The following is a 20,154-nucleotide window of genomic DNA, read 5'->3' as shown; positions in this document are numbered from 1 at the left end:
GACAGTAGTTGAATTATGACCGAGAAGCCGGACTCCGTTCCCCCCGCGAAAGACCCGCGCCCACGCCCACAGTACGGCGAACTCGCCCCTGAAGGCTGGACCTGGCAACCGCCGCAGGACGAAGACCGGGCTGCACCCGCTCCCTCCCCCACCGCCGGGGCGGGAGCGGGTACACCACCCCTCAGGAACCATCCGGCCTTCCCGGCGACGCCGCCACCGTCGAGGCGAACCGGCCAACGCACCGCGCCCGGCTGGGACCGGCCGCTAACGATCGGATTGCTGACCTTCGGGCTTCTCGTCACCCTGTACGGCGCGTTTTCGCTCGGGGCGCTCCCCGACGCTATGCAGCTGATCTACACGCAGCAGAACCTCGGGACGTATACGCCGGCGGCCGGCATCGGAACACTGACAACGGCGGGGGCTATTCTCGTTGTGTTCGTCTGGCTGGCTACCACCGCGGTATCAGTGCGCTTGCTGTTGCAACACCGCCGAGCCTTCTACCTGCCCATTATCGGCGGAGCGGTGTCGATCGTGGCACTGTTCGCGTTCATGCTCGCCGCAATGCTCAACGACCCGACCCTGATCGAGTTCCTCAGCCGCCAGTAACGGCCGCGCCGGCGACTTGGGCTTCTACTCGCCCGTCTATTCAGCGGCGGCGGCGCGCCCGCCGAATGCGCGGGCATCCGTTTCACCGGAAAGGTCTTTTCGCAGCTCCTTGGGCAACGAAAAGATCAGATCTTCTTCGGCGGTCTTGACCTGTTCCACATCGCTGTAGCCGGCGTCGGCGAGAGCTTCGAGCAATTCGTCGACGAGTTCTTCGGGAACGGATGCCCCGCTCGTCACCCCGACGGTCGTCGCGTTGTCGAGCCATTCCTGTTTCACCTCGCTCGCGAAGTCGACGCGATACGCCGCCTTCGCGCCGTATTCCAAGGCGACCTCGACCAGGCGCACCGAGTTGGACGAGTTGGCGGAACCGACCACGATCACCAGGTCGGAGTCGCGAGCGACCTTCTTGATGGCCACCTGGCGGTTCTGGGTGGCGTAGCAGATGTCGTCGCTCGGCGGATCCTGCAGATTGGGGAACCGCGCCCGCAGCCGACGCACGGTCTCCATGGTCTCGTCGACGCTGAGCGTGGTCTGCGACAGCCAGACCACGCGGTCGGGATCGCGTACCACGACGGTGTCGGCTTCGTCGGGGCTGCCGACCAGGGTGGTGTGCTCCGGAGCTTCCCCGGCGGTGCCCTCCACCTCTTCATGGCCTTCATGGCCGATCAGCAGAATCTGAAAATCGTCACGGGCGAAGCGCACGGCTTCGCGGTGCACCTTGGTCACGAGCGGGCAGGTCGCGTCAATGGCCTGCAGTCCACGCTCGGCTGCGGCGTTGACGACGGCCGGGGAGACGCCGTGGGCGCTGAAGACAATGTGCGCGCCGTGCGGCACCTCGTCAACCTCGTCGACGAAGATGGCGCCGAGATTCTCGAGCTCAGAGACCACGTGGATGTTGTGCACGATCTGCTTGCGCACGTAGACCGGGGCGCCATAGTGCTCCAACGCCTTCTCAACGGCGATGACCGCTCGGTCGACTCCGGCGCAGTAACCGCGCGGGGCGGCGAGCAGCACCCGCTTGTGTCCGACCACGGGGGTATCCTTAAGCCTGTTGCGAGCGCTGGGAATGCGCGGCATACCCAGGCCGATAGCGGTCGGCTTAGTTTGGGTGTGCATGCTGGTGTTCACCGCTTCAGTCTACGCACGCACGACCGAAGAACTCTGGGAGGACCCGCCTGTGCCCCACGCCAGCGCCACGATCAGCAGCAACACCAGGACCACCGCATGACGGATGCCCCCGCCACCGTCGAAACACCGTGGCCGGTCGCCCTGCTCTCCAATAAAATCCGCGGCTATATCGAACGTCTCGGCATGGTGTGGGTCGAGGGTGAGATCACCCAATGGGGCGCGAGCGGCGGCAACGTCTACGGCAAGCTCAAAGACCTTTCTGAAGACGCCACCGTGAGCTTCACGATCTGGTCGTCGGTGCGCGCCAAGCTCGGCAACGATTTCAAGGCCGGTGACCGCGTCGTCGCGCTGGTCAAGCCCAACTTCTGGGTCAAGGGCGGCACGCTCACCATGCAAGCCTTCGAGATGCGGCATGTGGGGCTCGGTGATCTGCTCGAACGGCTCGAACGGCTGCGCAAGCAGCTCGCGAGCGAGGGCCTGTTCGACGCCTCCCGCAAGAAGCGGCTGCCGTTTTTACCGCACTGCATCGGACTCGTCACCGGCAAGGACTCCGACGCTGAGAAAGATGTCATTCGCAACGCCCAGCTGCGCTGGCCGGCCGTGAACTTTCGGGTTGCGCACGCTGCGGTGCAGGGCGATCGCGCCGTCGGTGAGGTGACCAGCGCGATCCAGAGGCTCGACGCCGACCCGGAGGTCGATGTGATCATCGTCGCCCGCGGCGGCGGCGACTTTCAGAACCTGCTGACCTTCAGCGATGAGGGTCTTGTGCGCGCCGCAGCCGCCTGCGTCACGCCGCTGGTGAGCGCGATCGGGCACGAGGCCGACCGCCCCCTGCTCGACGAGGTGGCCGATCTGCGAGCCTCCACCCCGACGGATGCCGCCAAGCGCGTCGTTCCCGACGTCAGCGACGAACTGAACCGGGTGCAGCAGGCGCGGGCACGCCTGAGCAGCCGGCTCACCGGCATCCTCTCATCGGAGATCGACCGGATCTCGCAGCTGCGCAGCCGACCGGCGCTCGTCGACCCGCGCTGGATCATCGACTCCCGCAGTGAAGACCTCACCCGTTATGTGGCTCGCGGCGCCGAACTGACCGGGCGCGTTCTCGAGCGCGCCGGGTCCGCCGTGGTGGAACTGCGCTCCCAGCTGCGCGCGCTGTCGCCGCAGGGCACCCTCGATCGTGGCTACGCGATCGCCCAGCTGCCCGGCGGGCAGGTGCTGCGCAGCGCCGGCGACGCCCCGGCCGGCACCGAGCTGCTACTCACCCTGGCCAGCGGCACGGTACCCGCCACCGCGAACGCTGCCGTGCCCGCCGCCGTGCCCGCCACCGCCCTGACCTAAATAGAATGGATGCCATGACCTCGCCTGCCGCAGACACCAGTGAACTCAGCTACGAACAGGCCCGCGATGAGCTCATCCGCGTGGTCAACGAGCTCGAACAGGGTTCGAGCACGCTGGAACAGTCGCTCGCGCTGTGGGAGCGCGGCGAAGCCCTCGCCCACCGCTGCGAAGAATGGCTGATCGGGGCGAAAGCCCGACTCGATGCCGCCCGTCTGGCAGCGACGACGCCCGCGAGCGACGATTCCGCGACCACCAGATGAACCGCGCCCCCAAGCCGCCGCGCGTCGTCGCCGAACTGGGCCGGCCGGAGACTCCGCAGGAGACCGCCGAGCGACTCGCCGAGAACTCGCGCAAGTACCGCTCGCACAAAACGGTGAACAACCTGGTGCTCTCCCTGCTCGTGACGGTGGGCGCCGTACTCGTGCTCGTTCTCCTGGTTCCGCGCAACGACAACCCGATCACCCGCGACATCGACTATGCGAGTGTGGCCGCCCAACTGCAACCGGTCGTCGACCATGCCCTCGCCAGCCCCGAGCTGCCCGAAGGGTGGAGCGCCAACATCGCCGAGTGGCAGGCCGGAACCAACGGCCAGGTGCCGTCCTGGTACATCGGACTGCTCACCCCCGACAACCAGTTCATCGGTATGAGCCAGGCCTTTGATGCGAACCCCACCTGGCTCGCCCAAAAACTCCCCGACTCGCCCGTCGTCGACACTGCCAGCATCGCCGGCGTCACCTGGGACGTCTACCGCAACAGCGCGGCGGAGGCTGATCGAGGCAATTTCGACTACGCCTTGGTCACGACCGCCGGCGCGAGCACCTACGTGCTGATCGGCACGGCACCCACCGGCGACTTTGAGACCCTCGCGACCGCGCTGGCCGCCAACGTGACAGAAAACGCCGCCGAATGAACCGCACCTGGACGACTCCCCCATCGCCGGCCGAGGCCTGGAACGAACTGCGCGAAGGCAACGTGCGCTTCGTCGCCGGCACCCCCCGCCACCGCGAGGATGTCGACCGGCGGGCCGAGCTCGTCGGCCAGCAGACCCCGCACGCCGCACTGTTCGGCTGCAGCGACTCCCGCCTCGCCGCCGAGATCATCTTCGACCAGGGCCTCGGCGACCTGTTCGTCGTGCGCAACGCCGGCCAGATCATCTCGGAATCCGTACTCGGTTCGCTCGAATATGCCGTAGCCGTGCTGCACGTTCCGCTCATTCTGGTGCTCGGCCACGACGAGTGCGGTGCGGTGCGCGCCGCGATCGATTCGCAAAGCCCGGATGCCCCGGCCCTGCCCGTTCATATCGCGCACGTGATCGAGAAGATCGTCCCGGCGGTGCGGCGCGTGAGCGGGCAGCCGGCATCCGCTTTCGTCGAGCCAACCACGATCGATGCCGGTCAGGTGGGCCGGGAACACCTCAAAGACACGGTCACCGAATTGCTCGAACAGTCCGAGGTGATCAGCGCGGCCATCGCAGAAGGTACATTGGCTATCGTCGGTGCAAACTACGTTCTTCGCGAAGGGCACGCCGATCCTCACATCCGAGTGGGTCTCCTCTAGACCCACGGAGTTTTTTTATCGCGCACCCGTTGCGCACAGCACGACCCTCATACAGCACCGAAAGGGAATGCACACAGTGGTGGACACCTCCGCAAACGCCGGCTACCGGATCGAACACGACACGATGGGTGAGGTCCGCGTTCCAACGGACGCGCTCTACGGTGCCCAGACGCAGCGAGCCGTGGAGAACTTCCCGATCTCGGGCTCCACACTGGAGTCCGCGCAGATCGCGGCCCTGGCTCGCATCAAGAAGTCCGCGGCACTCGCGAACGCCCAGCTCGGGGTGCTCGATGCGGACATCGCTGACGCGATCGCCGCGGCCGCCGACGAGGTCATCACCGGCCGGTACGACACGGAGTTTCCGATCGACGTGTATCAGACCGGCAGCGGCACCTCGTCGAACATGAACATGAACGAGGTCATCGCGACCCTCGCGACCCGCGCTCTCGGCCGCCCGGTGCACCCGAACGACCACGTGAACGCGAGCCAGTCCTCCAACGACGTGTTCCCCACTTCCGTGCACATCGCCGTCACGAGCGCCCTGATCGACGAGCTCATTCCCTCGCTCGATCACCTCGCCGTCGCGTTCGAGGCCAAGGCCGAACTGTGGAAAGAGGCCGTCAAGGCCGGCCGCACGCACCTGATGGACGCCACCCCGGTCACCCTCGGCCAGGAGTTCGGCGGCTACGCCCGCCAGATGCGCCTCGGCATCGAGCGCATCCGCACGGCACTCCCGCGCGTCGCCGAGGTTCCCCTCGGCGGAACCGCGGTCGGCACCGGCATCAATACGCCCTACGGTTTTCCGCAGCTCGTCATCGAACTGCTCGTCGCCGAGACCGAACTGCCGATCACCGAAGCGCGCGACCACTTCGAGGCCCAGGCCAACCGCGACGGCCTCGTCGACGCGTCCGGCGCCCTGCGCACCATCGCCGTCTCGCTGACCAAGATCAACAATGACCTGCGCTGGATGGGTTCAGGCCCCAACACCGGGTTCGGCGAGATCAACATCCCCGACCTGCAGCCCGGCTCCTCGATCATGCCCGGCAAGGTCAACCCGGTCATTCCGGAAGCCGTGCTCATGGTGTGCTCCCGCGTCATCGGCAACGATGCCACCATCGCCTGGTCCGGCGCTTCGGGCTCGTTCGAGCTCAACGTCGGCATCCCGGTGATGGGAACCGCTCTGCTCGAGTCGATCCGTCTGCTGTCCAACGCGACCCGCGTGCTCGCCGACAAGGCCGTCGACGGCCTCGTCGCCAACCTCGAGCACGCGCGTGCGCTGGCCGAGAAGTCGCCGTCGATCGTCACACCGCTCAACCGAGTCATTGGCTACGAAGCCGCCGCCAAGGTGGCCAAGAAGGCCGTGGCCGAAGGCCTCACCGTGCGGGAGTCGGTCATCGCCCTCGGCCACGTCGAACGCGGTGACCTGACGCTCGCCGAGCTCGACACGGCCCTCGACGTGCTCAGCATGACGCGTCCGCCGCAGAAGAAGTAGCAGCAGCAAGACAAACCGCCCGGCCTCTGACAGGAGCCGGGCGGTTTGCTGTCTTCCGCTACATGACTTCGTTGCCCTCCAGCATCTCGGTCACGAGGGCTGCGATGGCGCTGCGCTCCGAACGGGTCAGGGTCATGTGCGCGAACAGCGGATGCCCCTTCAACGTTTCGATCACGCTGGCCACGCCGTCGAAGCGGCCGACCCGCAGATTGTCCCGCTGGGCGACGTCGTGGGTGAGCACCACGCGCGAGTTCTGACCGATGCGGCTCAGCACGGTCAGCAGCACGTTGCGTTCGAGTGACTGCGCCTCATCGACGATGACAAAGGCATCGTGCAGGCTGCGGCCACGAATGTGGGTGAGCGGCAGCACCTCGAGGATGCCGCGCTCCATCACCTCCTCGACCACATTCTCCGACACGATCGCCCCGAGGGTGTCGAAGACCGCCTGCGCCCACGGCCCCATCTTCTCGCCCTGGTCCCCCGGCAGGAAGCCGAGGTCCTGGCCGCCGACCGCATACAGCGGCCGGAACACCATGATCTTGCGGTACTGCTGGCGTTCCAGCACCGCTTCCAGGCCCGCGCACAGGGCGAGCGCCGACTTCCCGGTTCCGGCCCGCCCGCCGAGCGACAGAATGCCGATCTCCGGGTCGAGCAGCAGGTCGATGGCGAGCCGCTGCTCCGCCGAGCGGCCGTGCAGTCCGAAGACGTCCCGGTCGCCGCGCACCAGCTTGAGCGTGCCCCGGCCGGTGACCCGGCCGAGGGCCGACCCGCGGTCGGAGTGGATGACCAGGCCGGTGTTGATCGGCATGTCCTGCACCGTGCGTGAGTCGAGTGTCTCCTTGTCGTAGAGCACACTCATCTGCTCAGCGCTGAGGGTAATCTCGTCCATGCCGGTCCAGCCGGAATCCACGGCGAGTTCGTGCCGGTACTCATCAGCAGCGAGGCCGAGGGACGCAGCCTTCACCCGAAGCGGCAGGTCCTTGGAGACGACGGTCACGGTCATCCCGTCGTTGGCCAGGTTGAGCGCCACGGCGAGGATGCGGGAGTCATTGTCGCCCAGTTGCAGGCCCGACGGCAACACCGACATGTTGGAGTGGTTCAGTTCTACTCGCAGGCTGCCGCCCTCGCCGACCGGAATCGGGAAGTCGAGGCGCTCATGCTTGAGCCTCAGCTCGTCGAGGTTGCGCAACGCCTGCCGGGCGAAATAACCGATCTCCGGGTCGTTGCGCTTGGACTCCAGTTCGCTGATCACCACCACGGGCAATACCACAGCGTGCTCGGCAAAGCGGAAAATCGCTTTCGGATCTGACAGAAGCACCGAGGTGTCCAGCACAAAGGTGCGCTCGGTTTGCGAAGCGGATGTCTTCACCCGGTCAGTCGCATTAAGGTCGGTTCTCGCGCCGTCATTTCGAACGTCGGTCACAGCCACTCCCACCCTGCGCCACGAGGACGCGGATCACTTTGGCGAGCTGGCCATCAAGCAATTCTCGAGCCGTACTTATATGGCCGTCTCGATCAGGTGCCGTACCTGATGCAAGAGACGCTACGTCTTGCGGGTGCAAAAGGGAACCCGACACGCCCACGGAAATCTGTCGTTCACCTGACGTTGGGGCAGACCCTCGGTCTACACCGGAAGATTGTTAGTACGTGGCTGCGAGAGCGTAGGCGGTGAGGGCACCCCTCAGCATGGTCACCGTATCGGGATCGAGGGCCGCGTGCACGCTCAATCGCACGGTGGTTCCGCGGGTGGTCGCGGTGATGCCGTGGTTGTGCAGGCTCGCCACGAGGGTGGTCAGTAATTCCGCCGGCGGCTCGAGCACGACAATGCCGGCGCGTTCCCGCGCATCGCGGGGCGAGACGATGTCGATGATGAATTCGTCGACGAGTTCGATGATCTGGGAGACGTTGTCATTCATGGCGGCCTGGATCACGTCCACACCGACATCACTGGTCTGTTCCAGGGCGGCGGCAAACCGGGCCTGGGCGATAGCATCACCATTGGTCACCCGAAACGCACGGGCGCTGTGGCTGGGCGGGGGGACTTCGTCCCAGGGGTCGTCGGTATCGGTGCCGACGTAGCCGGAGTACACCGGAACGAGTCGTTCGAGCGCTCGATCGCTGAGGGCGAGAAAACCGGTGCCCCAGCCGGCTCTGGTCCATTTCTGACCACCGGAGGCGACGACATCCGCTGCTTCGTAGGCGGCGTCGACAACGCCGAAGCCCTGGATGGCATCGACGATGAGCAGTCGGTCGCCGATGACTTGGCGGATGCCGTCGAGATCGGCACGGTACCCCGTGCGAGAGTCGACGAGGCAGACCGCGACGGCCGCGACAGCCGGGGTGAGCTGGTCGCGGATCTGACCGGGAGTGACGCGGCCCTGCAACGTCTCCAACCAGAGTGGGGTGACCACGTGCAGGGCCTCGGCGGCCCGCACGGCCGCGAACGGGACGCTGGGAAAATCCCCGGCGGACAGCAGCACGCTGCCGGTCAGGCCGAACATGGCCTGCATCAGTCCCGAACTGGTGTTGGACTGCAGCACGACCTGGTCCGGCGTGAAGCCGGTGAGAGCGGATACCCCGGTGCGGGCCCGCAGATCCTGCTCGACGAGGTGGTCGAGGCTGCCATAGCGGGCGCGGGAGAGCACTTCGGTCTGGCCGAGCGTCTCGGCGACGACTACCTCGGAGAGCGGGCCGACGCGGCCGAAGTCGAGGTAGCCGGGCTCGTCACGAAAACCGTCGGTGAAGCTCAGGAGTGAAGTCATAGGAGCTGGTCCAATCGGTTGTCAAAAAATACTCCCCCAGCTGTGTCGCCCCAAGAGACGCGGTCTACCCGCCGAACCGACGTTGGCGCCGCGAGAAATCCCGGAGAGCCCGCAGAAAATCGATCTGCCGAAGGTCTGGTCCGAGGGCTTCCACGAAGTAAAACTCGCTGTGCGCGCTCTGCCAGAGCATGAAGTCGCTCAGCCGCTGCTCGCCCGAGGTGCGAATGACCAGGTCGGGGTCTGGCTGACCACCGGTGTACAGGTGTTGGCCGATCAGTTCGGGTGTGAGGGTCTCCGCGAGGTCCTCCAGCGTGCCGCCGTGCGCGTGGTGGGTGGCGACGATGCTGCGCATCGCGTCGGTGATCTCGGTTCGGCCGCCGTAGCCGACCGCGAGATTAACGTGCAGTCCGGAATGACCGCTCGTGCGGGCATCCGCTGCATCGAGCGCTGCGACCAGCGGAAGGGGCAGTCCGGCCTTCGACCCCACCTGCTGCACCCGCCAATTGCGGTAGTGCGACAGTTCCTCGGCAAGATCGGCGATGATCTCGATCAGATCGGCGAGTTCGTCACTCGGGCGTTGGGTGAGGTTGTCGGAGGAAAGCAGGTACAGGGTGACGACCGAAATTCCGAGGTCGTCACACCACTCCAGAAATTCGCGCATCTTGGCGGCACCGGCCCGGTGCCCGTGTGCGGCCGTTTGAAAGCCCAGCTGCCGGGCCCAACGACGGTTTCCGTCGATGATCATGGCCACGTGGCGCGGCAGGTGCTCCGTCGTCAGCCCGCGCTTCAGCCGACGCTGATAGAGCCTGTAGAGGAGGCCGCGCGCTGAGGGGACTTGGGGTTTCTGCACACAGTTACGCTAGTCCACTCCGGCGAGGGTTCGGGGCACGCGGGCCTGGCCCTGTCGTATCCTTGCAGCATGGCCACCGAGCACGATATCCCTAATCTGCCACTGATCGAGGCGGCTGACGCCCATCCGGAGGACGTCAAACCGACCTGGCGCGGCTGGATTCATGCGGGAACTTTTCCCGTGACGATCGTGGCCGGCATTGTGCTGCTGATTCTCGCCGAAGGCTCGGCGGCGAAGATCAGTTCGGCCGTCTTCGTGCTCAGTTCGATGCTGTTGTTCGGCAATTCGGCGCTGTATCACCGGTTCAACTGGCAGCCGCGCACCCGCATCATTCTCAAGCGCATCGACCACGCCAACATCTTCCTGCTAATCGCCGGATCGTACACACCGATCACCGTGCTCGCGCTGCCGCCGGAGAAGGCAACCCTGCTGCTCTGGCTGGTGTGGGGCGGAGCCGGGCTGGGCATCCTCTTTCGGGTGTTCTGGATCCACGCCCCGCGCTGGCTGTACGTGCCGCTCTACCTGGTGCTCGGCTACGGCGCGCTGCTGTTCATCGTGGACTTTTTCCAGGCCAACGCCACCATGATGACGCTAATTCTGGTCGGCGGCCTCTGCTACACGGTCGGTGCGGTGGTCTACGGGCTCAAGAAGCCCAACCCGGTTCCGGGGGTCTTCGGCTTCCACGAGATCTTCCACACCCTCACGGTTGTGGCATTTCTGTGTCATTTCGCGGCGATCCTGCTGATCGCCACGCATCCGCTCTACCCGTAACGGGGCAAGTGCGACTACTCGGTCTTGTCGTCGCGCGGTGCGTCGGGTTCGGCGTCGCGGGCCGCGAGTTCGGCGTCGAGGCGTTCCTTGATCTCTGCGCGATAGGTGGTGCGACGGATGCGCCGGACAACGTCGAGACACAGCAGCAGGGTAGCCACCGCGATCAGGAAGAAGACCACGAACCCGACGACCCCGGGGGTGACCGTGTTCGGGTCGAAATCAGGGTCCGGGGTGGGGGTGGCGGCGAGCACGACGGTGATCAGCGAGATCATTCGTCGTCCTGAATTCCGGCGAAGAGATCAGATTCGGGCATGACGGTGTCTACTTTCGATTCGACGAGTTGGAAGTCTTCGTACGGCCAGGCCTCGCGCACGAGATCGTTGGGCCAGAAGAAGAAGCTGCTGTCGGGTGAGACCTGGCTCGCGTGCGCGCGCAGGGCCGCGTCGCGCACTTCGAGGAAGTCCCCGGCCGGAACGTGAGTGGTGGCGAAATTCGGGTAATTCTCCATACGTTCCCGCGCCGCGCCGAGGGGTTCGAGGAGCGGAGAATCCGGCTCAGCCACGCTCAACGCGAGGTACATCGCGTCGATGCGCTCGAGGTTGAAGATGCGGTCGTAGTACAGTTTGTCGATCTGCCACGGCGCACCGGATTCCGGATACCGGTCGGCGTCGGCGGCTGCGCGGAACGCTTCGAGGGAGACCTCATGGCAACGAATGTGATCGGGGTGCGGGTAGCCGCCGTTTTCGTCGTAGGTGACCAGCACCTGGGGCCGGAACTCGCGCACAAGGGTGACGAGCGGTTCGGCCGAATATTCCAGCGGGATAGCGGCGAAGGAGTTCGGCGGCACCGATTTGTCGTCATTCATGCCGGAATCTTCGAAGCCGAGCCAGCGATGCTGCACACCGAGGGCCTGCTGTGCGGCCAGCATCTCGACGCGGCGGAGGCCCGCCATGTCTCGGTCGGCCATGGCGTGGCCCTCGAGGGCGGGGTTCAGGATGCTGCCGCGTTCACCGCCGGTACAGCTCACAATGAGCACTTCGACGCCGCGGCTGCGGTAGTAGGCGTAGGTCGCAGCACCCTTGCTCGACTCGTCGTCGGGATGGGCATGCACAGCCATCAATCGCAGCGTCACCATACTCCTCAGGAATGCCGGATAACCTTAGGCCAGATAACCTAGTTACCAGCCTAATCGCTCCCGTGAAAGTGTGAATCACCAGTGCCCCTCAACAGCACGCCTGCCGGAATTCAACCGAGCCCCGAGCCCAACCGCCTCGACGAATCGGATGACTTGGCCGCCCCAGCGCCGATCGAGAGCGGAATGATTCAATCCCGGTATGGGCGCACGCCCTCCCGCAAGCGACGCGACCGTCGAATTCTGTGGGGGTTGGGCAGCATTTTTGTGCTGGTGCTGGGAGCGTGGGTGCTGTGGACCGGGCTCGATGGAGCATCCACTCAAATCGAGGCGCGCGATATCGGGCACACCATCATCGACGAGCACACGGTGAGCGTCACCTTCGAGGTGGCGCTTCCGGTGAACCGCACGGCGAGTTGCGCGGTTCAGGCCCTCAACGAGAGCTATTCTGTGGTCGGCTGGAAGATCATCGATCTGCCGCCGTCGACGCTGTACAACCGCTCGTTCACCGAGCTTCTGCGCACCACGGACCTGAGCAACACGGGTTTGATTTACGAGTGCTGGCTGACCTAAACTGACGTATTCGCCTCGACAATCGTCGGGGCGTCGACCGTATCTGCGCGGCCTCCGGGCCTTTCCGCGCTCGAGCGCATTAAGGGAGATCACTCGTGACAACCGACACAACGGTCACCTGGCTAACTCAGGAGGCCCACGACCGCCTCGCAACGGAACTGGCGACACTGAGCAACTTTGGCCGGATCGACATCGCGAAGAAGATCGAATCCGCCCGGGAAGAGGGCGACCTCAAGGAGAACTCCGGCTACCACGCGGCGAAGGAAGAGCAGGGCAAGATGGAGGCGCGCATCCGCACGCTCACCCTGCTGCTGCGCACCGCCGAAGTCGGTCACGCCCCGGAGAGCAACGGCATCGTCATGCCGGGCACCGTGATCACGGCCACCATCGCCGGCGACGAGAGCCGCTTTCTCATCGGCAGCCGCGAGATTGCCGCCAACAGCGACCTCGATGTGTATAGCGAGCAGAGCCCGCTTGGCACCGCGATTATCGGCCTCAAGGTCGGCGCGAAGACGAGTTACACCACGCCGAACGGCAAGGAGATCACCGTCGAGATCTCCAATGTGGAGACCTTCACCGGAGCTTGATCTGCTGTAACCGGCCTTCCGGTTCTCGTGCGGCCCCGAATTCCGGCGCGCTGGTAGGCGTCCGCCGTGGCTAATTCAGGAATTCTGTGCCAAAATGCCCGGGTGCCTGTCGTGCTTACAGGGTGGTCACAGTATCTGCTGGCGGAATTCCTGAATTCGCCACGCGAACGGGCCGGGACGGCGCCCGAAAGAGCGCGACTAGTCGATCTGCGGGTCGTAGCCGGCCGCGCGCAGGGTGTCGACGACGTGCTGGCGGTGCTCTGGGCCCCGCGTCTCAACGCTGACATCGAGTTCGACCTCGCTGATCCGCAGACCGACCCCGTGCCGAGTGTGCAGTACCTCGATGACGTTGGCGGTAGCCTCGGCGAGCAGCTCGGAGATGCGGGCCAGCTGGCCCGGGCGGTCCGGCAGCATGATGCGCAGGGTCAGGTAACGACCCGACGCGGCGAGGCCGTGGCTGATCACCCGCTGCATCAGCAACGGGTCGATGTTGCCGCCGGAGAGGATGGCGACGGTCGGCCCGGTCGGGGTGACCTTGCCCGCCAGGATAGCGGCGACGGCTACGGCTCCGGCCGGTTCGACGACGAGCTTGGCGCGTTCAAGCAGAACGAGCAGCGCCCGCGCTGTGTCATCTTCGCTGACCGTGACGATCTCGTCGACGGTGTCGCGCACGATTTCAAAGTTGAGCAGTCCGGGCTTGGCTACGGCGATGCCGTCGGCGATGGTCGGCAGGATGTTGATCATCATGGCCTCACCGGCCTCGAGGGACGGCGGGTAGGCGGCTGCGTTCTCGGCCTGCACCCCGATCACCCGGATGTGGCGTCCGTCCCGGGCGGCACGCTGCTTGAGCGCACTGGCGACACCGGAGATCAGCCCGCCGCCCCCGATAGGAACGACGACCGTGTCAAGATCGGGCACCTGGTCGAGGATTTCCAGCCCCAGAGTGCCCTGCCCGGTGACAACATCCGCGTGGTCAAACGGCGGAATGAGGATCGCGCCGGTCTCGCGTGCGTATTCAGCTGCCGCGAGGAGCGGTTCGGTGACGGTCGTGCCGCGCAGAATCACCTCGGCACCGTAGTCACGCGTGGCCGACAGCTTGGGCAGCGCTACGCCGACCGGCATAAAAATGGTGGCTTTGATTCCCAGCTCGCGCGCGGCGAAGGCCACGCCCTGGGCGTGATTGCCGGCCGAAGCGGCAACGACGCCGCGTGCTTTCTCCGCGTCGGTGAGTTTGGACAAGCGGTTGTAGGCGCCGCGAATCTTGTATGAACCGGTGCGCTGCAGGTTTTCGCACTTGAGGTACACCGGCGCGCCCAGTACGTCGGCGAGGTACCGCGAGCTCTCCATCGGGGTGACATCGGCGACCCGGGCGACAACCGCGCGCGCGGCTTCGAATTCGGCGAGGGTGGGCGCGGCGAGGGTGGTCTCTGGCATGGATTAGTTCTCCGAACTGTCGTGCGGGGCGCGAGGTGCGCTCAAATCTGAGGGCGTGCTGCGAGCGGACCCGTTTCGGGTTGTGCGGATGCTCTGCGGCCGCATTCGTGCGGTGCGAGCCGGTGCGCCCGTCGGTCGGTAACCCGGTCGGCTTTGCGGCACCGTCTGCCACAACACCGATCCGGTCGAAGACACCGCCGCCGGCGGACTCGAGCGCCAGGTGCCGCCGGCGATATAACTCGTCATTGCGTTCAGCACCGCTGCGATCGGAACGGCGAACAGTGCCCCCGGAATTCCGGCGAGCAGAGCTCCGGCGGCGACCACGAGCACGACGGCAAGCGGATGCACCTTGACGGCGGTTCCCATGATCAGAGGCTGCAGAACGTGTCCTTCTACCTGCTGCACGAGCAGCACGACGCCGAGCATGGCGAGGGCGACGGCCCAGTTGTTGAAGATCAGGGCGATGACGATGGCAACAGAACCGGTGGCTACCGCCCCGACGATGGGAACGAAGGAGCCCAGGAACACCAGGATGCCGATCGGGATGGCCATCGGCACTCCGAGCAGGGCGGCACCGACTCCGATACCGACCGCGTCAATCGACGCGACCAGAATCTGCACGCGAGCGAAGTTGCCGAGGGTGGTCCAGCCGGCGATGCCGGCTCCATCGACAGCGGCACGGGCACGCAGGGGAAAGAATCGCACAATCCAGCCCCAGATCGCTTTGCCGTCAATGAGAATGAACAGCAGGCTGAACAGGGCGAGCAGCAGCCCGGTGAGCAGGTGCCCGAGAGTGCTTCCTACCGAGAGTGCACCGCTGATGAACACCGCGCTGTCATTCTGGATGGCTGTCCATGCCTGCTGAAGGTAGTCGCTGATCTCAGACTCTGACAATTGAAGCGGAGAAGCGGCCAGAACGGACTTCAGGCTGTCAAAACTCCGGTTGAGGCGGTCGGTCAGGCCGACGGTGCCCTCGGCGATTTGCGTGGAGGCGAGGGTGACCAGCCCGGCGACGAGCACGAGGGTACTAACCATCGCTGTCGCAACGGCGAGCCCTTTAGGCCAGTGGTGTCTCACCAGAAAGGCGACGAGGGGAACGAGCAGGGCGGACACCAGCACCGCGACGAGAAGCGGAATGACGATGAGCCGCAATTGAATGACCAGGAAGATCAAAATGGCGATGGCCGCAGCGATCACAATCAACCGCCAGGACCACGCACCGGCCAACCGGATGCCCGACGGCAGGTTTTCGTCGACACCATTCGACACGGGTTTCGGCGTGAGTACCTCCACCGGGGCCAGGACGAGGTCGGATCCGGCCGGATCGGTGTTGGCGCGTGCGCGCTCAGCGGTGCGCCGCCGGCGCAGACGTAACAGAGCGCGTGCGCCCGGATTGCCCGTAGATTCACTCACCCGATCAGTCTAGGACTGCGGCGTGGCCGCATGACGCGCCACTCCCGGAGCAACGTCACGGATAATGAGGCAGCCTCATGGCGGGCAAACAATTCGCCGGATAGAGTCGAAACGATGGTTCAGACAGTCTCCCCTGCGACGATCTCGCCCGCATTGGCGCGGCGAATTGCGCTGGTCGCACAGGGCTTCGGTGCGCGCCCGACCACTGCCGCGGGCATCCGCCAGCTGACCGCCCTGGTGAACCGGCTCGAACTCTTGCAGATCGATTCGGTCAATGTCTTCGAACGCAGCCACTACATGCCGGCCTTCAGCCGACTTGGCCCCTACGACAAGGCACAGCTTGACCGCCTCACGACCGGGCGGGAGGCTCGATTCACTGAATACTGGGCGCACGAAGCTTCTTTTCTACCGATCGACGTGTGGCCGCTGTTCCGCTGGCGCATGCAGCAGTATCGCGACCGTTCCGCCCGCACCCCGGAGGCCTGGTCGCAAGCCAACCAGCCGATGCTCGACTGGCTTCTGGCCGAACTGGCCGCCAACGGGCCGATGCGGGCCAGCGAGATCGAGCACGACGCGAACAAACGCAGTGGGCCGTGGTGGGGCTGGTCCGACGTGAAGACCGGGCTCGAGGTGCTGTTCCGGTGGGGCGAGGTGGTGAGCGCTGGGCGCATCCGCTTCGAACGGGTGTATGCCCTGCCGGAGCAGGTGTTTTCTGCCGAATTGCTCGGGCAAACTATTTCGACAGCGGATGCCCACCGCGAGCTGGTGCGCCGCTCGGCTCGCGCTCACGGCATCGGCACGGTCAAGGACTTCGCGGACTACTTTCGGCTGAAGTCAGCGCCGACCTTGCTGGCTGTTCGCGAGCTGACCGAGGCCGGCGAACTCCTTGCGGTGGAGGTTCCCGGCTGGGGGCCACGCGGCGCGGCTGGTGCGGCCTGGCTGCATCGGGATGCACGGCTACCCCGGGCGATGAACGCCCAGGCCATATTGTCGCCGTTCGACCCGGTGGTTTGGGAACGCGCCCGAGCCCTACGCCTGTTCGACTTTCACTATCGCATCGAGATCTACACGCCGGAACGCAAGCGGATCTACGGGTACTACTCACTGCCTATTTTGCTCGACGACACGGTCGTCGGCCGGGTCGACCTCAAGAACGACCGCCAGGCGGGAGTGCTGCGGGTGCAGGCGGCCTGGGCCGAACCAGCTGCCCCAGCGGATGCTGCCGGTCGGCTCGCACAGGTACTGCGGGAGGCGGCTGCGTGGCAGGGGCTCGATGAAATCGTTGTCGTTCCCCGAGGCAACCTGGCTGACGGTCTGGCCGCCGAGCTGCGGTAGTCAGGTCAGAATTTGCTGCCCATAGCGGTGAGACGCTCGATGCGGTCTTCGAGGGGCGGGTGGGTGGCGAACAGCTTCGCCATGGCGCCCTTCTTGAGCGGGTCAGCAATCCACAGGTGAGCCATCGAGGTGTTCTGCTTCTTCATCGGGCGGCCATATTCGCCGAGCTTGGCCAGTGCCGAAGCAAGGGCGTCGGGGTGGCGCGTGGTCAACGCCCCCGTCGCATCCGCCAGGTATTCACGCTGCCGGGACACGGCGAGCTGCACGACCGTCGCGATCAGCGGAGCCACGATCATGGCGACGAGTCCGAAGACCATGACGACCGGGTTGCCGTTGCTGTTGTTGTTACGGCCGAAGAAAGCCATGCGCAGAAAGATGTCAGACACGAATCCGATGGCGACGACCAGGCCGAACACGATCATCGACAGCCGGATGTCGTAGTTGCGCACGTGGCCCATCTCGTGCGCCATCACACCCTCGAGTTCGGCGTCATCCATGATGTCGAGCAGGCCGGTGGTGGCGGCGACGATCGCGTGCTGGGGGTCGCGGCCGGTGGCGAACGCGTTCGGCGCCGGGTCGTTGATAATGTAAACCTCCGGCATCGGCGTGCCGGTGGTGATCGACAGGTTCTCGACCGTACGCCACAGCCGCGGGTGATCGGACTGGCTGTTGACCCGAATTCCGCCGCTCATCGAGATGGCCTGCCGACCCGCCGCGAAGTACTGGAACCACGCGTAGGCAGAGGCGATCACGAGCGTCAGGATGAGGGCGGTATACCCGTTCATGCCGTAGGCCACGCCAGCCAGCCAGCCGAGGCCGGTGATCAGGGCGAGAAAGAAAATGATGATGAAGACGGTATTGCGTTTGTTTTTGGCGATCGCGCTGTACATCTAGTGCTCCGTTAGAACTGCACGCGGGGCGGCTCCGCGATCGCTGCGGAGTCGGCCACCTCGAAGAATTCGCGTTCGGTGAAACCGAGGTTGACGGCGAACAGGTGGTTCGGGAACACCTTGATCTTGGTGTTCATCTCACGCACGCCACCGTTGTAGAACCGGCGTGCGGCCTGGATCTTGTCTTCGGTGTCGACGATCGCGCCCTGCAACTGCAGGTAGTTCTGGCTGGCCTGCAGCTGCGGGTAGGCCTCGGCCACGGCAAAGATGCTCTTCAGCGCGGTCTGCATGTGGTTCTCAGCAGCGGATGCGTCGGCCGGGCCCTGCGCGGACAGCGTCTCGGCCCGAGCCTTGGTCACGTTCTCAAAAACGCTTTTCTCGTGTGCTGCGTAGCCCTTGACCGTTTCGATCAGGTTGGGCAGCAGGTCGGCACGACGCTTGAGCATCACCGTGATGTCGCTCCACGCTTCGTCGACGCGCACGTTGAGCGTCACGAGGGAGTTGTACGTCGACCACAGGTAGATACCCACGATGGCGACGAGTGCGACAACGATCAAAACCGGGATGAGCCATTCCATGGCAGCGTCTCCTTGCAAATTGGCACGATGTGTAGGTTGGCACGGAGACATGAACTGGCCAAAACGACCCCCCGTGCGTACCTGCCTATACTAACCGCGACCCCGGAGGCTCCCACCCGCTTCCCATAACACTCCAAGCAAGCTCTGGGCGCACGAGGAAGCAGGAAATCGCGCGTTGTCAGCTTGACATGGAGGGTGCAGCGGCGGAGAGTTCGATCATGGTGAACAAATCCGCCGCCGCGGTCGAGGTGACCGATCTGCACGTGCGACGGGGGAAACATCCGGTGCTGCACGGGTTGTCGGTCAGTGTTCCCCGCGGCGTCGTAGTGGGACTGCTCGGCCCGAGCGGATGCGGCAAGACCACCCTCCTCCGAACAATCGTCGGCGTGCAGGTGGTGCAGTCCGGCACGGTGACGGTGCTCGGCCAGGAGGCCGGGTCGGCGTCACTCCGGCACCGGGTGGGCTACGTGACGCAGGATGCGAGCGTGTACGACGACCTTACCGTGCGGCAGAACCTGCAGTATTTTCGTGCCGTGCTGGCCGCTCCGCGCAGCGATGTCGAGCGGGTCCTGTCCTTGACCGACCTCACGGACCAGTCGGGACAGCTGGTCGGATCGCTGTCCGGCGGGCAGCGCAGCCGAGTGTCTCTGGCCGCGGCTCTGCTCGGGTCCCCCGACCTGCTCGTGCTCGACGAACCGACCGTGGGCCTCGATCCGCTGCTGCGGGTGGAACTGTGGACCCTGTTCCACCAGCTCGCCGCCGCGGGAACGAGCCTGCTCGTCTCGAGCCACGTGATGGACGAAGCCAGCCGGTGCGACCGGCTGCTGCTGATGCGGGACGGGGAGATCCTGGCCGATGACACCCCGGCGGGGTTGCTTACTTCGACCGGCACCGAGGATACCGAGGGGGCGTTCCTGGCGCTGATCCGGAAGCATCCGCTTGATTCGAGCGACCGGAGCGACTCATGAACCCGCAGCGAACGCTCGCGACGGCCGGCCGGGTGCTCGGCCAGGTGCGGCACGACCCGCGCACGATCGCGCTGCTTCTCGTGGTGCCGAGCCTGCTGATCGGGCTGCTCGCCTGGATTTTCTCTGACACGCCCGTCTTCGCCACGATCGGGCCGGGCATGATCGCGTTGTTCCCGTTCATCGTGATGTTTCTGGTGACGAGCATCACGACCCTGCGCGAGCGCCGCACCGGCACGCTCGAGCGCCTGCTGTCGATGCCGCTCGGCAAGGGCGACCTCATCCTCGGGTACACGCTGGCGTTCGGGCTGCTCGCGGTGGCGCAGTCCTCGGTGGCCGTGGGGTTCGCGGTGTGGGTGTGCGGGCTCGAGATCAGCGGATCGATCTGGCTGCTGCTTGCGGTCGCGGTCGCCGATGCGGTGCTCGGCACGACGCTCGGCCTGCTCGCGAGCGCGTTCGCCCGCACGGAATTTCAGGTGGTGCAGTTCATGCCGGCGCTGGTGTTTCCGCAGATTCTGCTCGGCGGTATCTTTCTGCCGCGTGACCAGCTGCCCGATGTGCTGCGTGCCATCAGCGACTGGTTGCCGCTGTCACACGCGATCGACGCGTTGCAGGCGGTCGCAACCGACGCGCAGGACGCCGCCTATGTCGGCGGGGAGCTGCTCATCATCGGCGCGTGGATCGTGGGAGCGGTCGTGCTGGGGTCGGTGACGCTGCGGCGCCGCACACTCTGACTCGTCTGC

At 65.4% G+C, this 20,154-nt stretch carries 22 protein-coding genes; 12 read left to right on the top strand and 10 right to left on the bottom strand.

The window, feature by feature from the left end:
* Window positions 1–15: 15 nt before the first annotated feature.
* On the top strand, window positions 16–606 hold the full coding sequence (locus E3O25_RS12540; protein WP_134361299.1) for a DUF6264 family protein: 591 nt from the start codon (window positions 16–18) through the stop codon (window positions 604–606).
* Between the two features lie 36 nt (window positions 607–642).
* Here the strand turns inward: E3O25_RS12540 and E3O25_RS12535 are convergent, their stop codons facing one another.
* A complete protein-coding gene (locus E3O25_RS12535) occupies window positions 643–1,683 on the bottom strand; it encodes a 4-hydroxy-3-methylbut-2-enyl diphosphate reductase (protein WP_092108625.1) in 1,041 nt (346 codons plus the stop codon).
* A 147-nt stretch (window positions 1,684–1,830) separates the two neighbouring features.
* Between E3O25_RS12535 and xseA the strand changes: the two genes are divergently transcribed.
* The 5 genes from xseA (at window position 1,831) to E3O25_RS12510 (ending at window position 6,121) form a co-directional block, all read left to right on the top strand.
* Window positions 1,831–3,072, top strand: a complete 1,242-nt coding sequence (gene xseA / locus E3O25_RS12530) for an exodeoxyribonuclease VII large subunit (protein WP_134361298.1) — start codon at window positions 1,831–1,833, stop codon at window positions 3,070–3,072.
* Between the two features lie 5 nt (window positions 3,073–3,077).
* Window positions 3,078–3,332 (top strand): exodeoxyribonuclease VII small subunit, encoded by a 255-nt coding sequence (locus E3O25_RS12525; protein ID WP_092108253.1) that lies wholly within the window; start codon window positions 3,078–3,080, stop codon window positions 3,330–3,332.
* Window positions 3,329–3,982 carry a DUF4245 domain-containing protein gene (locus E3O25_RS12520; protein WP_092108251.1) on the top strand — a complete coding sequence of 218 codons (654 nt, stop codon included), beginning with the start codon at window positions 3,329–3,331 and terminating at the stop codon, window positions 3,980–3,982. Before E3O25_RS12525 ends, E3O25_RS12520 begins: the two co-directional genes overlap by 4 nt.
* Window positions 3,979–4,629: a carbonic anhydrase gene (locus E3O25_RS12515; protein WP_092108249.1), complete on the top strand. Its 651-nt coding sequence runs from the start codon at window positions 3,979–3,981 to the stop codon at window positions 4,627–4,629. Before E3O25_RS12520 ends, E3O25_RS12515 begins: the two co-directional genes overlap by 4 nt.
* 67 nt (window positions 4,630–4,696) lie before the next feature.
* The gene (locus E3O25_RS12510; protein ID WP_092108247.1) at window positions 4,697–6,121 is read left to right on the top strand and encodes an aspartate ammonia-lyase; all 1,425 of its coding nucleotides are present in this window, start codon (window positions 4,697–4,699) and stop codon (window positions 6,119–6,121) included.
* A gap of 58 nt (window positions 6,122–6,179) precedes the next feature.
* On the opposite strand, the gene E3O25_RS12505 is transcribed toward E3O25_RS12510, so the two are convergent.
* The 3 genes from E3O25_RS12505 to E3O25_RS12495 all read right to left on the bottom strand — a co-directional run bounded on the left by E3O25_RS12505 (window position 6,180) and on the right by E3O25_RS12495 (window position 9,733).
* Window positions 6,180–7,490 carry a PhoH family protein gene (locus E3O25_RS12505; protein WP_241983907.1) on the bottom strand — a complete coding sequence of 437 codons (1,311 nt, stop codon included), beginning with the start codon at window positions 7,488–7,490 and terminating at the stop codon, window positions 6,180–6,182.
* A 271-nt stretch (window positions 7,491–7,761) separates the two neighbouring features.
* Window positions 7,762–8,883, bottom strand: coding sequence for an aminotransferase class V-fold PLP-dependent enzyme (locus tag E3O25_RS12500; RefSeq protein ID WP_134361297.1), 1,122 nt, complete (start codon window positions 8,881–8,883; stop codon window positions 7,762–7,764).
* Between the two features lie 64 nt (window positions 8,884–8,947).
* Window positions 8,948–9,733: an isoprenyl transferase gene (locus E3O25_RS12495; protein ID WP_092108243.1), complete on the bottom strand. Its 786-nt coding sequence runs from the start codon at window positions 9,731–9,733 to the stop codon at window positions 8,948–8,950.
* Window positions 9,734–9,802: 69 nt separating this feature from the next.
* Here E3O25_RS12495 and E3O25_RS12490 point away from each other — a divergent pair, with 69 nt between their 5' ends.
* On the top strand, window positions 9,803–10,504 hold the full coding sequence (locus E3O25_RS12490) for a hemolysin III family protein (RefSeq protein WP_092108241.1): 702 nt from the start codon (window positions 9,803–9,805) through the stop codon (window positions 10,502–10,504).
* Between the two features lie 14 nt (window positions 10,505–10,518).
* Here E3O25_RS12490 and E3O25_RS12485 read toward each other — a convergent pair whose 3' ends face one another.
* Complete coding sequence (locus E3O25_RS12485) at window positions 10,519–10,776, bottom strand: hypothetical protein (protein ID WP_092108239.1); 258 nt, start codon at window positions 10,774–10,776, stop codon at window positions 10,519–10,521.
* Window positions 10,773–11,639, bottom strand: coding sequence for a mycothiol conjugate amidase Mca (gene mca / locus E3O25_RS12480; protein ID WP_241983887.1), 867 nt, complete (start codon window positions 11,637–11,639; stop codon window positions 10,773–10,775). Before mca ends, E3O25_RS12485 begins: the two co-directional genes overlap by 4 nt.
* A gap of 81 nt (window positions 11,640–11,720) precedes the next feature.
* On the opposite strand from mca, the gene E3O25_RS12475 reads away from it, so the two are divergent.
* Together E3O25_RS12475 and greA are read left to right on the top strand one after the other, a co-directional pair.
* Window positions 11,721–12,209 (top strand): DUF4307 domain-containing protein, encoded by a 489-nt coding sequence (locus E3O25_RS12475; RefSeq protein WP_092108237.1) that lies wholly within the window; start codon window positions 11,721–11,723, stop codon window positions 12,207–12,209.
* Between the two features lie 95 nt (window positions 12,210–12,304).
* On the top strand, window positions 12,305–12,796 hold the full coding sequence (gene greA / locus E3O25_RS12470) for a transcription elongation factor GreA (protein WP_092108235.1): 492 nt from the start codon (window positions 12,305–12,307) through the stop codon (window positions 12,794–12,796).
* 198 nt (window positions 12,797–12,994) lie between these two features.
* On the opposite strand, the gene ilvA is transcribed toward greA, so the two are convergent.
* Together ilvA and E3O25_RS12460 are read right to left on the bottom strand one after the other, a co-directional pair.
* Window positions 12,995–14,230, bottom strand: a complete 1,236-nt coding sequence (gene ilvA, locus E3O25_RS12465) for a threonine ammonia-lyase (protein ID WP_092108233.1) — start codon at window positions 14,228–14,230, stop codon at window positions 12,995–12,997.
* 3 nt (window positions 14,231–14,233) lie between these two features.
* Complete coding sequence (locus tag E3O25_RS12460) at window positions 14,234–15,643, bottom strand: AI-2E family transporter (RefSeq protein ID WP_241983886.1); 1,410 nt, start codon at window positions 15,641–15,643, stop codon at window positions 14,234–14,236.
* A gap of 114 nt (window positions 15,644–15,757) precedes the next feature.
* Here E3O25_RS12460 and E3O25_RS12455 point away from each other — a divergent pair, with 114 nt between their 5' ends.
* Window positions 15,758–16,978, top strand: a complete 1,221-nt coding sequence (locus tag E3O25_RS12455) for a winged helix-turn-helix domain-containing protein (protein WP_134361296.1) — start codon at window positions 15,758–15,760, stop codon at window positions 16,976–16,978.
* 5 nt (window positions 16,979–16,983) lie between these two features.
* On the opposite strand, the gene E3O25_RS12450 is transcribed toward E3O25_RS12455, so the two are convergent.
* Complete coding sequence (locus E3O25_RS12450; RefSeq protein ID WP_092108229.1) at window positions 16,984–17,868, bottom strand: M48 family metalloprotease; 885 nt, start codon at window positions 17,866–17,868, stop codon at window positions 16,984–16,986.
* A gap of 11 nt (window positions 17,869–17,879) precedes the next feature.
* A complete protein-coding gene (locus tag E3O25_RS12445; protein WP_092108227.1) occupies window positions 17,880–18,446 on the bottom strand; it encodes a LemA family protein in 567 nt (188 codons plus the stop codon).
* A 218-nt stretch (window positions 18,447–18,664) separates the two neighbouring features.
* Between E3O25_RS12445 and E3O25_RS12440 the strand changes: the two genes are divergently transcribed.
* A complete protein-coding gene (locus tag E3O25_RS12440) occupies window positions 18,665–19,414 on the top strand; it encodes an ABC transporter ATP-binding protein (RefSeq protein ID WP_134361295.1) in 750 nt (249 codons plus the stop codon).
* Window positions 19,411–20,145 carry an ABC transporter permease gene (locus E3O25_RS12435; protein WP_134361294.1) on the top strand — a complete coding sequence of 245 codons (735 nt, stop codon included), beginning with the start codon at window positions 19,411–19,413 and terminating at the stop codon, window positions 20,143–20,145. Before E3O25_RS12440 ends, E3O25_RS12435 begins: the two co-directional genes overlap by 4 nt.
* Window positions 20,146–20,154: the final 9 nt, after the last annotated feature.

This window comes from Cryobacterium sp. TMT1-3 (assembly GCF_004402315.1).
GTDB lineage: Bacteria > Actinomycetota > Actinomycetes > Actinomycetales > Microbacteriaceae > Cryobacterium > Cryobacterium luteum.
This window is presented reverse-complemented; position numbering and strand designations above follow the sequence as displayed.